13 protein-coding genes and 1 pseudogene are annotated in these 13,691 nt (G+C 38.1%); 5 read left to right on the top strand and 9 right to left on the bottom strand.

What is annotated here, in order from left to right:
- Positions 1-360: 360 nt before the first annotated feature.
- The 5 genes from OQ267_RS15625 (at position 361) to OQ267_RS15645 (ending at position 5,515) form a co-directional block, all read left to right on the top strand.
- Complete coding sequence (locus tag OQ267_RS15625; protein ID WP_265818233.1) at positions 361-1,581, top strand: site-specific integrase; 1,221 nt, start codon at positions 361-363, stop codon at positions 1,579-1,581.
- A gap of 104 nt (positions 1,582-1,685) precedes the next feature.
- On the top strand, positions 1,686-2,075 hold the full coding sequence (locus OQ267_RS15630) for an ORF6N domain-containing protein (protein ID WP_265818232.1): 390 nt from the start codon (positions 1,686-1,688) through the stop codon (positions 2,073-2,075).
- Between the two features lie 534 nt (positions 2,076-2,609).
- The gene (locus OQ267_RS15635) at positions 2,610-4,082 is read left to right on the top strand and encodes a hypothetical protein (protein ID WP_265818231.1); all 1,473 of its coding nucleotides are present in this window, start codon (positions 2,610-2,612) and stop codon (positions 4,080-4,082) included.
- Complete coding sequence (locus OQ267_RS15640) at positions 4,082-4,645, top strand: hypothetical protein (RefSeq protein ID WP_265818230.1); 564 nt, start codon at positions 4,082-4,084, stop codon at positions 4,643-4,645. Before OQ267_RS15635 ends, OQ267_RS15640 begins: the two co-directional genes overlap by 1 nt.
- Before the next feature lie 471 nt (positions 4,646-5,116).
- Positions 5,117-5,515, top strand: coding sequence for a hypothetical protein (locus OQ267_RS15645; protein WP_265818229.1), 399 nt, complete (start codon positions 5,117-5,119; stop codon positions 5,513-5,515).
- Positions 5,516-5,553: 38 nt separating this feature from the next.
- On the opposite strand, the pseudogene OQ267_RS22580 reads toward OQ267_RS15645, so the two are convergent.
- From OQ267_RS22580 to OQ267_RS15695, 9 genes and pseudogenes are all read right to left on the bottom strand, one after another.
- A pseudogene (locus tag OQ267_RS22580) lies at positions 5,554-6,048 on the bottom strand (type II toxin-antitoxin system VapC family toxin).
- Complete coding sequence (locus OQ267_RS15660; RefSeq protein ID WP_265818227.1) at positions 6,035-6,265, bottom strand: hypothetical protein; 231 nt, start codon at positions 6,263-6,265, stop codon at positions 6,035-6,037. The pseudogene OQ267_RS22580 and the gene OQ267_RS15660 overlap by 14 nt, the downstream one beginning before the upstream one ends.
- 112 nt (positions 6,266-6,377) lie before the next feature.
- Positions 6,378-6,737 carry a hypothetical protein gene (locus tag OQ267_RS15665; protein WP_265818226.1) on the bottom strand — a complete coding sequence of 120 codons (360 nt, stop codon included), beginning with the start codon at positions 6,735-6,737 and terminating at the stop codon, positions 6,378-6,380.
- Between the two features lie 407 nt (positions 6,738-7,144).
- The gene (locus OQ267_RS15670) at positions 7,145-7,600 is read right to left on the bottom strand and encodes a MarR family winged helix-turn-helix transcriptional regulator (protein ID WP_265836760.1); all 456 of its coding nucleotides are present in this window, start codon (positions 7,598-7,600) and stop codon (positions 7,145-7,147) included.
- Positions 7,575-8,021 carry an EVE domain-containing protein gene (locus OQ267_RS15675; protein WP_265836762.1) on the bottom strand — a complete coding sequence of 149 codons (447 nt, stop codon included), beginning with the start codon at positions 8,019-8,021 and terminating at the stop codon, positions 7,575-7,577. Before OQ267_RS15675 ends, OQ267_RS15670 begins: the two co-directional genes overlap by 26 nt.
- Entirely contained in the window at positions 8,018-8,437 is a 420-nt protein-coding gene (locus tag OQ267_RS15680) for an SRPBCC family protein (RefSeq protein WP_265836763.1), read from the bottom strand. The genes OQ267_RS15675 and OQ267_RS15680 overlap by 4 nt, the downstream gene beginning before the upstream one ends.
- Before the next feature lie 989 nt (positions 8,438-9,426).
- The gene (locus OQ267_RS15685) at positions 9,427-10,746 is read right to left on the bottom strand and encodes a gluconate:H+ symporter (RefSeq protein WP_265836765.1); all 1,320 of its coding nucleotides are present in this window, start codon (positions 10,744-10,746) and stop codon (positions 9,427-9,429) included.
- Positions 10,747-10,755: 9 nt separating this feature from the next.
- Positions 10,756-12,471, bottom strand: a complete 1,716-nt coding sequence (locus OQ267_RS15690; RefSeq protein WP_265836767.1) for an IlvD/Edd family dehydratase — start codon at positions 12,469-12,471, stop codon at positions 10,756-10,758.
- A gap of 135 nt (positions 12,472-12,606) precedes the next feature.
- Entirely contained in the window at positions 12,607-13,443 is an 837-nt protein-coding gene (locus OQ267_RS15695) for a fumarylacetoacetate hydrolase family protein (protein ID WP_265836769.1), read from the bottom strand.
- Positions 13,444-13,691: the final 248 nt, after the last annotated feature.

Consider the following 13,691-nt stretch of genomic DNA (forward strand, 5'->3'; position numbering starts at 1 on the left):
CTATTCTCTATTAAAAAAAAGGTGCGTTATTCGGGGAGTTCGAATTTCAAAACCACTCTAAAATATTGCAAACGTTGATTTTTACACTAGGTGTAAATCCCAGCGGGATCACAGAAAATAGTATCAAAACTACGTAAAAGCTTGCAAATCAAATGATTGCAAGCTTTTTTTGTTTTACCGGAAACACCAAAATATGCAATAAATCGCATAAAAAAAGTGAGTGATTCGGTGAGTAGTTTTACAGATTGGCATACTCACTGGAAATGATGTAAGTTGCTGACTTACAGAAAGTTCAATCATTGAACGACTTGATACGATTAGACTGCAAGGCTAACTTTGTTAACTTTAAATCAGTCGATTATGAAAACTAATTTCAGTCTACTCTTCTACCTGAAGAAACCAAAAAACTATCTTAAAGGTGCTGTTCCTGTTTATCTAAGGATTACCGTTGACGGAAAACCTGTGGAAATGTCCGCCAGTAGAAAATGTGAGCCGGAATTGTGGAATACCAAAGCGGGTCACATGATCGGCACAAAAGAAGATGCCAAAACTTTAAATTCCTATCTCGACAAAATGAAAGCGGGCGTTACTGCTGCCCATACTGCCTTATGCGTAGAAGATGCAGAGATATCCGCTGAAGGCGTCAAATGCAAGTATCTGGGCAAGGCAGAAAAAACACATACCATTATGGAGGCCATTAAAATCCATAATACAAACATGGCTGCACATGTAGAAAAGGAAGATTATGCGGAAGGCACTTTGAGGCGATTTAAGGTACTGGAAAAGCACGTTAAAGAATATATTTTATTCAAATATCAAACAAGTGACCTCAACATCCGCCATATAGACCATGAGTTTATTGACGGTTTTGATTTCTATCTGCACACCTCAAAGGATAATGATACCAATACCGCCAGTAAGCACCTTAAAAATCTGGGAAAGATTGTCCGTATATGTCTTAGAAACAAATGGATCATCACTGATCCCTTCTTTGGTTATAAGCTGAAATCAAAACTCGTACAAAGGGAATACCTTACTGCGGATGAACTGCAAAACATTGCGGGCAAAAAATACAGCACTTCAAGGCTTACGCAAGTTCGGGACTTCTTCCTGTTTAGCTGTTATACGGGGCTGTCCTATGCCGATATACAAAAACTCAAACAAACTGACATACGTATAGGAATTGACGGGGAAAAGTGGCTGTTCAGCTATCGCAAAAAAACAGGTACGCCTGTAGCAGTCCCGCTTATCCCAATAGCCGCTGATATTCTGGAAAGGTATAAAGATCACCCTTTCTGTGTCAATCAGAACAGGGCGCTGCCGATTTCCAGCAATCAAAAAATGAACGAGTATCTGGTGGAGATTGCCGCCCTGTCGGGCATCGTCAAAACATTGGGCAACCGGATTGCCAAGCGCACTTTTGCCACTACTGTTACCCTGCTGAACGGTGTAACTATTGAAAGCGTATCTAAAATGATGGGGCATACCAATATACGCACCACCCAACTCTATGCAAAAATGCTGGATGAAAAGGTAAGCAGCGACATGGCACCTTTAAGACAAATATTCGCTTCAATTTAATCCGATCCGGTCGGCAGCTCATCTGCCGACTGTTTTAAATACTCGATAATAAGATGGAAACAAAGATCAAAATTTCTGATGAACTGGTTATGAACTAGATTTACATGATAAGAGGACATAAAGTGATGCTGGATTCCGATCTGGCGGAGTTATACGGAGTGGAAACCAAACAGCTAAAGCGGCAGGTAAAAAGGAATGCAGAACGTTTTCCCGAAGATTTCCTGTTTGAGTTAAATATGGAGGAACAGAAAATCTTAAGGAGCCAATTTGGCACCTTAAGACATGGGGCGCACTCGAAATATAATATCATGGCCTTTACCGAACAGGGTGTGGCAATGCTTTCCAGCATGCTAAACAGTACAAGGGCTATTGAGGTAAACATCCAGATTATCCGCATTTTTACCAGAATGCGAGAGATCAGGCTTGAAATCGAAAAGATTAAAGGGAAATTGGATAACCAAGACAAAAACATGGGAATAGTTTTCGCTACCTAGACGAACTGTTGGAGAAGCAAGAACAGCCAGCGCCGAAAAGGACACGAATTGGGTTCAAACCCGACGAACTGTAGTTTTCTGTTACTGTCTTCTCCGTATATGCCAAAAGCGGGAACAGCAACAGCCAAGAGCGGAGGCCGTTCCGCAGGCCGCAAATGCGGGGCGGCCAGTTTACAGGCATTATTCAAGTAAATTCTATTTATGGTTTTTGATTAATAATATAGCTGAAAAAACCAATTCATTTAACCCCTTTTCGCCAAAATACTATCATAAAGACAAGCAATAAATTGCAACAAGTTCATTTCTAGTGGGACGGGGTCAATCTAATCTGGTTTATCCACTCGATATCATACTTACCATTTCTCTGTATGCTTTGTTCCGAAAAATCCAGCATTTCAATATCTATTACATTAATGTAGTATAATTATCACATATGAATGTATTATCTTTTAAATTTTATTCTTAAGTTGCAAGAAAATTACTTCCCATATGAGAAACCTTTTACGAGCCAAAGTCTACTTACTATTATTCATAATGTTCGTAGCCGTTACTATTTATTCATGTAAAAAAGACACTAGTACCGACTATGAAAACCTTCAAAAAGAACTTAGTGAAACCTCTACAGCGGCTATCGTTCGAGCTAAAGATGCGTTTATAAACCAATCAGTAGACAATCGGGTTCAACTTACCGGAAAATCTTTGTTATCAGACAGTTTACTTAATCATCGTACGCTTTTATGGAGCAAGGCATATACAAAAATTAGTGGAGACACTGTTTTTGTATTCATACCTGTAAAAATACCTGTTACCTTAAATGTAGCGAAAGGAGATTTAGCGGGAACTCGTCTTACCGACAATTTATTTCTTCGAATGATTGATTATGGAAATGGGTTTACACCAAAGCTAACTGAAATGGTTAGTATGATTCCAGACGATTCAAGCGGATGGAATATTACACAAAAATTTAGTGGACTACTCCTCCTGGAAAATTGGTATTCTCCTTTTTCAAGCTTTATACAAGTTTCTAAAGGACAAGAAGTCGCTCAGTCAAACAAAACGATTTCTAATGGAGCAGCGACTACTGAAGGATATTTTGATTGCAAGACTATAGGCGTTACACAATGTGTTGGCGTTGAGGGTTATATGGTGTGTGAAACCCACACAGTTACCACTTGTCAAGGCGGTGGAGGTGGAGGCGGTGGTGGCACTGGAGGTGGAGGTAGTGGCGGTGGAGGTTTACCACCACGAGGAGATGGTCCTGGTGGGGGCGGTGGTTCAGGGACAGGTAAAAAGGTAACTATAGCTAATAATGCTAGGGATTGTGTTAAAAATATCTCTTCTATGATAGAAAGTAAGGCTAGTAATATGTTCAGTTGTATTGGAGATATTGCAGGAATGACTAATGTTGTGTCTTCGGTTGCAATTGGCCAATTATATGCAAGTAGTAGTTATAATATAACAATTTCTGAGGCCGTAATACCAAACACTACTGGTATTGACGCCTCCGGTAATGATGTTTTGACAATCACGAATGGCTCAACTAGCCCTATAACTGGTAATATTACCTTAAATTCTAATGTTTTAAATGATGCTACAGACTTGGGGGTCGCTGCAACAATGATACACGAGCTCATGCACTCATATTTCATATATGGAATCAAACATACCACAGGTAGTGAAAAATTCTTTTTTCAAGATATGAATCAATACCTTTATGATGATCAGAGTTATCCTATTACTGAACAATATGATGTTGCCCAGCATGAACAAATGGCTTCTACTTATGTGAATTCAATGGGTTCCCTCCTACAGGCGTATGCGATCGAACGTGGTATTCTTAGTTCACCCGATTCGAGCATTGACCTCGCAACTTATTGCAAAGATATAATATGGAGAAATTTGTCAATGTCTCAAAGTAAAATCAAAGCCCCGAATGCTGCTAGAGCAAAAGCTAATGGCGCTCGTGAAGCAAATAATCAATCAGGAACAAATAAAAAAGGATGCTAATGAAATCTCTAATTTTGTATTTTATTTTTTTTATTAATTACGGCTGCAAAGCTCAACAAGAAGTATCCAGACAAAATGCAATTCCTGTAAAGGTTACTTCTTTATTTACTGAAGTACTTTATAACTTAGCAAATAGAAAAGATAATGTCGAAAAGAATGGTTTAACAATCTGCATTCCTCGCTTTTCTAATGAGGGAATGCAATACTTACCAAGTTTTCTTAGGGATGGGGGATTAAACCAACTTTCAGATAGTACAGAATGGCTATTTGTTAAAAGCTATCTAATAAGACCTAAAAATCTTCAACACCAGCGTTTTGATAAACTAGAGGTTAAAAAAAAATTAAAAAGTAAAGGCGTTAATCTTTCAGAGCATTCTGGATTACGCATGGGATTTACTCCATTCATTTTAAACGAAGCAGAAAATAGGGCTTGTGCTATTTATTATGACTTTTTTTCAAATGCACTTGGAGAAGGAGTAATTGCAAATAGGATAATAGCTTTCTATAAATATGAAAACAATAAATGGATAAAAGTAGCAACATTACCCCTTGCTATTGAATAGTATGTATGGGGGATGAAAACTAGGCATTTTTATAATTTTAGAGCACTAAATATTCAACCACTTTAAAGTTATATTAATATGGTCTTAGCGGATTAAGAGAAATTTTTAGCACAAAGTTCATGTATTTTTTTTGCAAAAAACATGTCCCTTTTTTTGATAATTTAATCTAAATTTTAATAAAGATTGTGCGTGGATACTTGCTAAGACAGGAATAATTAAAAATCTACCTGAAGAATCTAAAATCAATGACCAGGAAAGAGATACCACTAAACCTGGATACCGGGCACAAAATGTCCTTAAAAAATATTATGAAAACAGGTCTTAATTTTCTTATCATTCTTCTGTCTATAAGTTTACTATATACAGATATGGCGATTTCACAAACAAAAAAAGAGAGCATAAAGACCTCAGCCCCAAAAAATTATCTCTTTTGAGAAAAGTTTCAATAAAATTTTTACACAAAGCGATAATTTGTGTTCAAGATTATTAAATGACAGCGTAACTATTTATGCTACAAATTTTAGGATAGAAGTGATTAGAAAAGGTAGTGAAACACTTGTAACAAAAAACAGAGCGGCTGATTCACTTGCTTATAAACTTTTTCCAAAATATCCTGAATTAAAAAAGACTAACTTTATTGAACTTTTCAATAAATCTGATCAAAAAATTATCATTATTATGCCTGTAATGGTATACGGTGCAGATAAACAGAAAGTGAAATACAAATATATAAAAGGAAATCCGTTGACGAATATGAACACAGCTATTAATGCCTTGAAGCCATCTTATGGTAATTTTTATTCAAAGGAAGATGTTTTTAGCAGATTAATTATAGCAAGGGTGCTGAAGTGCGAAATTCAACATACTTAAATTTGCTAAAGGAAGAGCTAAAAGCGGATATTCAGTAATTACCAGTTCTGTAAATTGAGGTCGTCTATTTCCTTAAAATGCTTATCCTTGGTGTGTAACGTTAGGTCAAATTGCTTTGATACAGCGGCTATCCACATGTCATTCTCCGGTATTGGCTTACCTTTTTGCAACAAGGCAGTTTTGATTAAGGCATAGTGATTTGCTGTTTCATCATCAGCAATAAGAACATTACACCTTTCTAGAAAAGAGTTGATCTGTTTAATGTGCTTTTTTGGGTTAGCTGATCTGTAAGCACCCAGATATAGTTATCCTAATACAGCAATAAGAACATTACACCTTTCTAGAAAAGAGTTGATCTGTTTAATGTGCTTTTTTGGGTTAGCTGATCTGTAAGCACCCAGATATAGTTCTCCTAATACAGCAAAAGGAATGTTTATTTCCTCCTCTAATGTTTCAAGAAACTCTGTAATTGTTGGATTGCCTTTAAACAACTCAATAACGATATTGGTGTCTAATAGATTACTTCCAGTCATCTGGGTGGATTGTTTCACAGGATTCTGAAATTATACGTTCCATTTCTTCCGCCTCGTCCTTAGACCAGATTCCAGAAAAATCTTTTAAGCTTGGTGTTTTCTTAACTGTTTTATTATTGGTATTCTTTAATAGCTTCTCCAAAGCAGATAAAGTAGCTTCACTCTTTACTTTGAGCATTTCTTCTATCAGATGTAATTTACGTGTCTCTATGTGCATGGATATGATATTGGGTGTTAACACAAAAATAAAGAATTATTTCTACAATAACCATACCTCTAAATCCTATGAATATGAGCAATGATTTCGAGTTTTAATCTTTTCTTGATCTTTATTTATTAATAAACCTATATCCCATCCTTAACCGATCAACAAATTCTTTAAAATCACGTTCATAGTGTTTCTTTAGTACTAAGAGCTGAAATTGGCTTTGCTGAAAATAACTGACCAGTTGGCTATCATTAAGAGAGTTCAACAGCACATATTTTCTCGGGCTATAGCTTAGCATAGCAAAGAAAGCGGTATTGAAGTAATATTGTAGCGGATGTATTTTTCCTTGAAGCATTAATCGAAGTTCCAGTTTATAATAATCACCCATGTCTTTCCATAGAAAACAGATTTCTGGTGTTTCATTATTAAAGGCGCATGGCGTCATATACGATCTTCTTGGCTTGCCTTTTACATTACGCATTCCATATGTATAACTGTAGTGTGTGCACAACCTTACTGAAAGTAAAGGAAGCGCCTTTTGTCATAGCTCAAAAAGCTGATTGAAATTATATTGGTTCTGTTCCTGTTTTTTAGCAAATTTATTAGTATCATCTTTATATGCTGGGCTAGCAACCGAGGTTATTTTCTTCATGTCGAAGCAAATCTCCATGAGGTTTTGTTGTTCGTCCAAAAGATCGATTTCAGAAACTTGCATTTCATTAAGCACGTATGTTTTAAAAGCTTCTTAACTCGGTTTTAGTTTGCCATTCATGATTTATTGAATGGCAAATTATTTTTATCCTAATTTAGGTAGTGTTGTGATGATTATAATCGGAGACTAGAAAAACAGTTAATAATTCAAAATCCTGACTCTGGTGACCTTTTTATTTACTTTACAGTAAGTAGTTTCAATAGGTTCTGATTAAATCCTTGCAATTTTTTTTCAAGGGCGGAAAAGAAATTATGATCAAACTGTTCAACTGTAACAACAGCTTCCTTAATTATCTTTTTTCCATTTTCTGTCAATGATACAGTTTTTGCCCTTGTATCAGTCTGGTGTTCCTGTCTACTTACCATATTCTTTTGTAGCAACGTTCTCAGTACAGTCGAGGTAGTCATAGGATCTATTTTAGTATGCATGGATAACATAATTTGCGTCACTTCCTTTTTTTCTAGAGTTAGCCAATGTATGCTGGCCATAAGTACAAACTGCGAATGGGTAATATCGTATGGCACCAGTGCTTTTTTTATCTCTCGCTGCCATAAATTAGTAACCTGCCATAACAAAAAGCCGGTACTTTCTTCTGGTTTATCAAAACTAAATGTGTTGTCCGATGGGTTCATGTTGTAGCATTTTAGAAGTAATCAAATGGAAATCATTTTCTTTGATTTCGAGGAAGCCAAAGCGAAAAGGATAACCCCATTTCTTTTTGTTTAGTATAAATTCAAGGTCATTGATTAATGGTGCAATCAAACATTCCACTGATTTTAGAAATTCAATATTTCGCCGGAAGGGTTTAAAATTCTCCGTCATTTGAAATTGATATATTTCATCATCAGCCACTTGTCCAACAGCAGTAAAAGCTTGTAGCTTTTCATTTCCTTCCATTGTAATTTTTGAAGAGTAAATAATCAGATAATCACCTTTTTTCATTTGTTTTAGGGGTGTTTGCTTACCATGACAAACTTGAATAAAGTTACCGTTTACACCACTTTGCGCGTGTTCTTTTGAAATGGCTGCTATCCAGTATTTTGTCGTGTTCATAATTTTGAAGCAGCTTTAATTTGATCTTGCATGTCATTTGGCAATCCATCAACAATTTTCTGAGCAACTATTTTTATCCAAAGGAAGCCCAAAAAACCTTTAACCGTTATTGTATTGGTTATTCTTAATCCATCTGCAGTTTCTTCAAATAGGTGGTCATCAAACATTTTGGCCAGCGGAAAATGTGTAACATCAAGAAAATGCTTGTTTTCCGTGGTTTCAAGTAGTTTTACTTTTACACTCGGCCCGCCTTTTGGCCTCAAGATAAAATGGTTTCCTTTTTCAAATTTGCCTTCCATTTTAGCAAATTCAATTCCGTTATCCCAAATGTGCCAATTGTTCACGTCAGCAAAAAGTTTCCACATTTGTTCTTTTGTAACTTCCTTGGTTACGATAGAATGAGATTTTTTCCACATAGTTATTTTATAATAATTGCAAATATAATAAGTTCACTTATATTTAGTGAATTTATTTCAGGTACAAAGCTGTTCCTGTCAATGAGGTTGTGATTAGGAAACAGGCTACTAAACCAATGATGAGGTTTTTGACCATGCCCCGAAATGGTGGTGATGTTCGTTTTTTACGGTGATGACCATAGGCATGGTGCCCACGAGGTCTTTAACCTGATCGATCTGTTGGCTGATCTTCTGGTTGCCATAACGCTTGCTGGATTTTCTATCTGGCCAGAGATGTTAGCTAAGGTCTCTTTATTTTGTTCTAAAAACAACTTAAAATCTCTGGCAGTTCGCTTTCAATGACTTCCATCCGCTTAACTAAGCCCAGAATAAGCTCTTCAGCCATGTTTACTTTTTTATTTTAATTCGTCGTGTTTCATTACACACCTGATTCAGAATGAACAATGTCATTTGTTCCAGGCCAGGTTGCTACCCTATTCTCTCATTTTGCTTAAAACATGTCTTGAAGACATACCATTTTCTAAACAAAAAAGTTCGAAACATTTTTTTGTTTCGGGAAAATTTGTTTCGAAATCCTGAAACATTTTTTCCTGAAACTTTTTTTTGTTTCGAGGAAAAATGTTTCTAAATATTGTAAAAAAAGCCATAGCGTCATTTTTTCTCTCAAAATCAATTTTAGGCAGCGTAGATTGAAACGAAAATTTTCAGGAGGAAAGATTCTCAAATTTTTAATTGTACATATAATCATGCAACTAAAACTGATATTGATGACATGGAATCTTTTGAGTGTACCAAGTCTTGAATGATTCTTGGTGGCGTTGAAATGTTTGTCAATAGATTTTCACGAAGGGCAACGAATTAGCTAATGAAAAGGGGCTGCAACCCGCTTTTATTTTGGTTTATAGGCCCAATTTATGCTTATATCCATAGAGGTGCTGTGATTAATGCTAACGCACAGAGGGATATCTATTAAATGTTATGGCCATTATCTATTTAAACAGTACCTGGTTCAAAATCAGTATCCCAATAAGTCCGATAACTGAAACCAGCGTTTCCATCAGCGACCAGGACAAAAACGTTTGTTTGATAGATAATCCTAAATACTCTTTGAATAACCAAAAAGAGGAGTCATTTACGTGAGAACAAAACAGGCTTCCTGAGCCAACCGCGAGCACCATTAAATTTGGATCGGCACCATGAGGCCCGATAAGCGGAAACACAATGCCGGCAGCGGTGAGGCCGGCTACGGTAGCTGAACCCAGGCAAAGTCTTAGCACAGCCGTGATTAACCAGGCCAATACTAAAGGTGGTAAGGTCAGCCCTTGCAAAATTGCAGCAAGGCTGTTGCTCACGCCGGTTTCTACAAATACTTGTTTCAAAATGCCTGCGCTACCGATTATTAAAAGGATCATCGCGATATCTTTTGTTGCATCAACATAAATGACCATAATGTCAATCAGCTTTTTACCTGACCTGATCCCAAGTGTAAAAGTTGCAATGCAAATGGTTAATATCATGGCAATCGTTGGATCACCGATAAATCCGGCAAAATTTACAACAACCATATGGTCACTACATATCCTGGTTATCAGCGTGGTACCCAAAATGATCAGTACAGGCAACAATGCGGAAACCACACTATTTGTTATCCCCGGCAATTCATTATCGGGCAGTTCATCGGCCTGCAAGGTAACTGTTGGGCTGGATTGCATATTTATTAATATTCTTGCGAAAAGAGGGCCTGCAATAAGTATAGCAGGTATGGCCACGATTAAACCATAAACAAAGGTTTTAACCAAATCTGCATTAAATTGCGTCACTAAAGCCATGGGCGATGGATGAGGTGGTAAAAAACCATGCATTACGGACAGCGATGCGAGCATTGGCAAGCCAACATATACCAGGGGTAACCTGTAGTTATACGCTACCGAAAAAATAATTGGAATAAGCAATACAAACCCAACATTGTAAAATAATGGAATGCCCACTATAAAACCGGTTAAAGACATGGCCCAGGTGATGTATTTATAGCCAAATGTTTTTTTTAATACCGAAGCTATTTTTTGAGCAGCACCACTGGACGCAACGAGTTTTCCGAGCATGGCACCCAAAACGATGATGATTGCCAGCGATCCTAATGTCTCTCCTAATCCTTTATTAACAGTTTGTGGAATACTGGAAGCGGGCATACCCAATAATAAAGCTGCCATTACCGATACGATTAAAAATGCAAGAAAGGTATTCACCTTTGCCCAGGCAATTAATAGTACAAGTATTGCTATACAGCCAAAAAGAATGAGTACATCCATGTTTCTGCTTTAATGGGAGTCTCTGGTTACGGCTGAACCTGAGCCGCCTACTAAAAAGTCCAGATCAGCACCTTTATCTGCCTGCTGAACATGTTTGACGTATAAATTTACATAGCCACGTGTTGCATCAGAAGGTGGCTGTACCCAATTGCTTCGCCTCAGGGCTAACACTTCATCACTCACTTCAAGGTGGATACGTTTATTGGCTACATCCAGCTCAATGATGTCTCCGTTTTCTACAAGCGCTAAGTTTCCACCAATAGCAGACTCAGGCGATACATGCAGCACAACTGTACCATATGCCGTACCACTCATCCTGCCATCCGATATCCTTACCATATCTGTTACGCCTTTATCAAGTAGCTTTTTTGGTAATGTCATGTTACCCACCTCAGGCATACCCGGATAGCCGACCGGACCGACCGTTTTCAAGACCATTACACAAGTTTCATCGATATCCAAATCAGGGTCATCTACTCTCGCATGGTAATCCTCAATGTCTTTAAACACAACTGCCCGACCTCGATGCTGCATCAAAGCTGGCGTAGCTGCGGATGGCTTGATCACCGCGCCGTTAACTGCAAGATTACCTTTGAGTACGGTAATTCCGGCTTCCTGAATGATCGGCTGCTCAAATTCATAAATCACTTCCTTATTGTAATTTATTCCTTTATCAGCAATGTTCTCGGCATGCGTTTTCCCGCTTACCGTTAGGGTATCCATTTTTAAAACAGACTGCATTTGTTTTATAACAGCAGGTACACCACCAGCATAGTAAAAATCCTCCATCAAAAATTTCCCTGAAGGCATCAGATTTACGAGCAGCGGCATTTTACTGCCAATATCATCAAAATCATCTAAGTTCAGCGCTACACCCATACGCCCTGCAATAGCGGTGAGGTGAATAATAAAGTTTGAGGACCCCCCCACAGCTGCATTTACCTTAATGGCATTTTCAAAAGCATCCCGTGTGAGTATTTTAGAAATTTTCAAGTCTTCTTTAACCATTTCAACTATTCTCCTTCCGGATAGCTGAGCAAGCCTTTTTCGCCGGGAATCAACTGCAGGTATAGCCGCACCACCCGAAAGGCTCATGCCTAAGGCTTCAACCATGCAGGCCATCGTGGAGGCCGTTCCCATGGTCATACAATGGCCAGGACTACGGGACATGCAACTTTCTACTTCAGCATATTCATCGTAAGTAATTTCGCCTTTCTTTAATTCCTCTGTCAGCTTCCAGACACTTGTTCCTGAGCCGATGTCATGTCCGTGATATTTTCCGTTTAACATGGGGCCGCCGGGAACCACAATCGTTGGTAAATCTACACTTGCCGCTCCCATTAGGGTAGAAGGTGTCGTTTTATCGCAGCCCGTAAGCAGCACTACACCATCAATAGGGTTGCCTCTTATTGATTCCTCTGCATCCATACTGGCCAGGTTACGGAACAACATGGCGGTGGGTTTCATGAGCGTTTCACCCAATGACATGATGGGAAATTCCAGCGGAAAGCCACCAGCCTCTAATACCCCGCGACGAACACTTTCGGCAATATCACGCAAGTGGGCATTGCAGGGTGTAAGTTCAGACCACGTATTACAAATCCCGATTACCGGTCTGCCATCAAACATGTCTTCGGGCATGCCCTGGTTTTTCATCCAGCTGCGATAAATGAGGCCCATCTTATCTTTTTTGCCAAACCAGGTCGAACTTCTATATGATTTCATATTCCAGAATATACTATGTTGCGCTATTTTTTACTTCCTTATTTAGATTTCTCGCTAGTGGACGTATTGATTGAAAAATCGTTTCACTCGCTCCGGCATAGGTTTAGGAACCTATCATTTGTTTGCCAATGTTTATCATGCAACGGTATTGATCAGTGAACCAATCTCCGGAATGGTTATTTTTACAATATCGCCGCTGTGTAAAGTAAAATCATCGGCGGGGATGATTCCTGTACCTGTCATTAAATAAGTTCCATGAGGGAAATCCAATTCCCGAAACAAATAAGCTACTAAGTCCTTGTGCTTACGTTTCATTTGATTAATGGATATTTTCTCCTTAAAAAGAACAGCAGAATCCCTTGAGATTTCGATGCTGATATTCGTATCCGGATCTATTGGCCCGTTTGTTACTAAAAGGCAGGGACCTAAAGCGGTAGCCCCGTTATATGATTTTGCCTGCGGCAGATAAAGCGGATTTTCGCCTTCGATGTCCCTCGAAGATACATCATTGCCTATGGTATAACCTTCTATAGTGCCTGCTGAGCAAATAAATAAGGTCAGTTCCGGTTCAGGTACGTTCCATTTAGAATCTGTCCTGATCCGTATGTTTTCTCCAGAGCCCACTGTACGGTAAGCTGGTGACTTAAAAAAAAGTTCCGGTCGATCTGCATCATATACCCTGGCATAAAAATCCCCGCCTTTTGCTTCTTTTGATTCCTCTATTCTGGCTTCCCTGCTACGGAAATAAGTTACGCCGGATGCCCATACTTCCTGGCTACCGATGGGTGTTAAAACAGCTGAATCAGTGAGCGCTTGTAAATCTTCGTCAGGTTGGAGGTATTGCAATTCACTGCTGACCACTTTAAAGAGATTGCTTCTGTTCACAAACCTATCCCAGCTTTTCTCTTCCGTTAAAAAATATTGGTTATTATGGTTGATAATAATCCCGCTAGAGGTGTTATAAATTCTCATAATTATTTGGTTAAGTTTTTTGGACCGAAAATTAGTTTGAACTTATTTACGTATCCAGGCGGTAAAATCGAAAGGCAAATAAATCCTTTTAAAGCACATTTACGGCATAATGTTAATATAATACAATAAAATGCTTCAATACTAAAATTGCTGGTTTGCGTAGCCTGATTTGATCATTACTAACAAATATACTTTTTGATTTGAGCCTACCTCAGGTAAATTACCTGGCAATATCTTAAAATAAACGG

Source organism: Pedobacter sp. MR22-3, from assembly GCF_026240075.1.
GTDB lineage: Bacteria > Bacteroidota > Bacteroidia > Sphingobacteriales > Sphingobacteriaceae > Pedobacter.

Bases quoted from the DNA above. Each gene is read 5' to 3' on its own strand.
- OQ267_RS15685 (WP_265836765.1), bottom strand. From the start codon at position 10,746: ATGGATGTACTCATTCTTTTTGGCTGTATAGCAATACTTGTACTATTA.
- OQ267_RS15640 (WP_265818230.1), top strand. From the start codon at position 4,082: ATGAAATCTCTAATTTTGTATTTTATTTTTTTTATTAATTACGGCTGC.
- OQ267_RS15680 (WP_265836763.1), bottom strand. From the start codon at position 8,437: ATGTGGAAAAAATCTCATTCTATCGTAACCAAGGAAGTTACAAAAGAA.
- OQ267_RS15625 (WP_265818233.1), top strand. From the start codon at position 361: ATGAAAACTAATTTCAGTCTACTCTTCTACCTGAAGAAACCAAAAAAC.
- OQ267_RS15675 (WP_265836762.1), bottom strand. From the start codon at position 8,021: ATGAACACGACAAAATACTGGATAGCAGCCATTTCAAAAGAACACGCG.
- OQ267_RS15630 (WP_265818232.1), top strand. From the start codon at position 1,686: ATGATAAGAGGACATAAAGTGATGCTGGATTCCGATCTGGCGGAGTTA.
- OQ267_RS15665 (WP_265818226.1), bottom strand. From the start codon at position 6,737: ATGCGTAATGTAAAAGGCAAGCCAAGAAGATCGTATATGACGCCATGC.
- OQ267_RS15690 (WP_265836767.1), bottom strand. From the start codon at position 12,471: ATGAAATCATATAGAAGTTCGACCTGGTTTGGCAAAAAAGATAAGATG.
- OQ267_RS15660 (WP_265818227.1), bottom strand. From the start codon at position 6,265: ATGCACATAGAGACACGTAAATTACATCTGATAGAAGAAATGCTCAAA.
- OQ267_RS15695 (WP_265836769.1), bottom strand. From the start codon at position 13,443: ATGAGAATTTATAACACCTCTAGCGGGATTATTATCAACCATAATAAC.
- OQ267_RS15635 (WP_265818231.1), top strand. From the start codon at position 2,610: ATGTTCGTAGCCGTTACTATTTATTCATGTAAAAAAGACACTAGTACC.
- OQ267_RS15670 (WP_265836760.1), bottom strand. From the start codon at position 7,600: ATGAACCCATCGGACAACACATTTAGTTTTGATAAACCAGAAGAAAGT.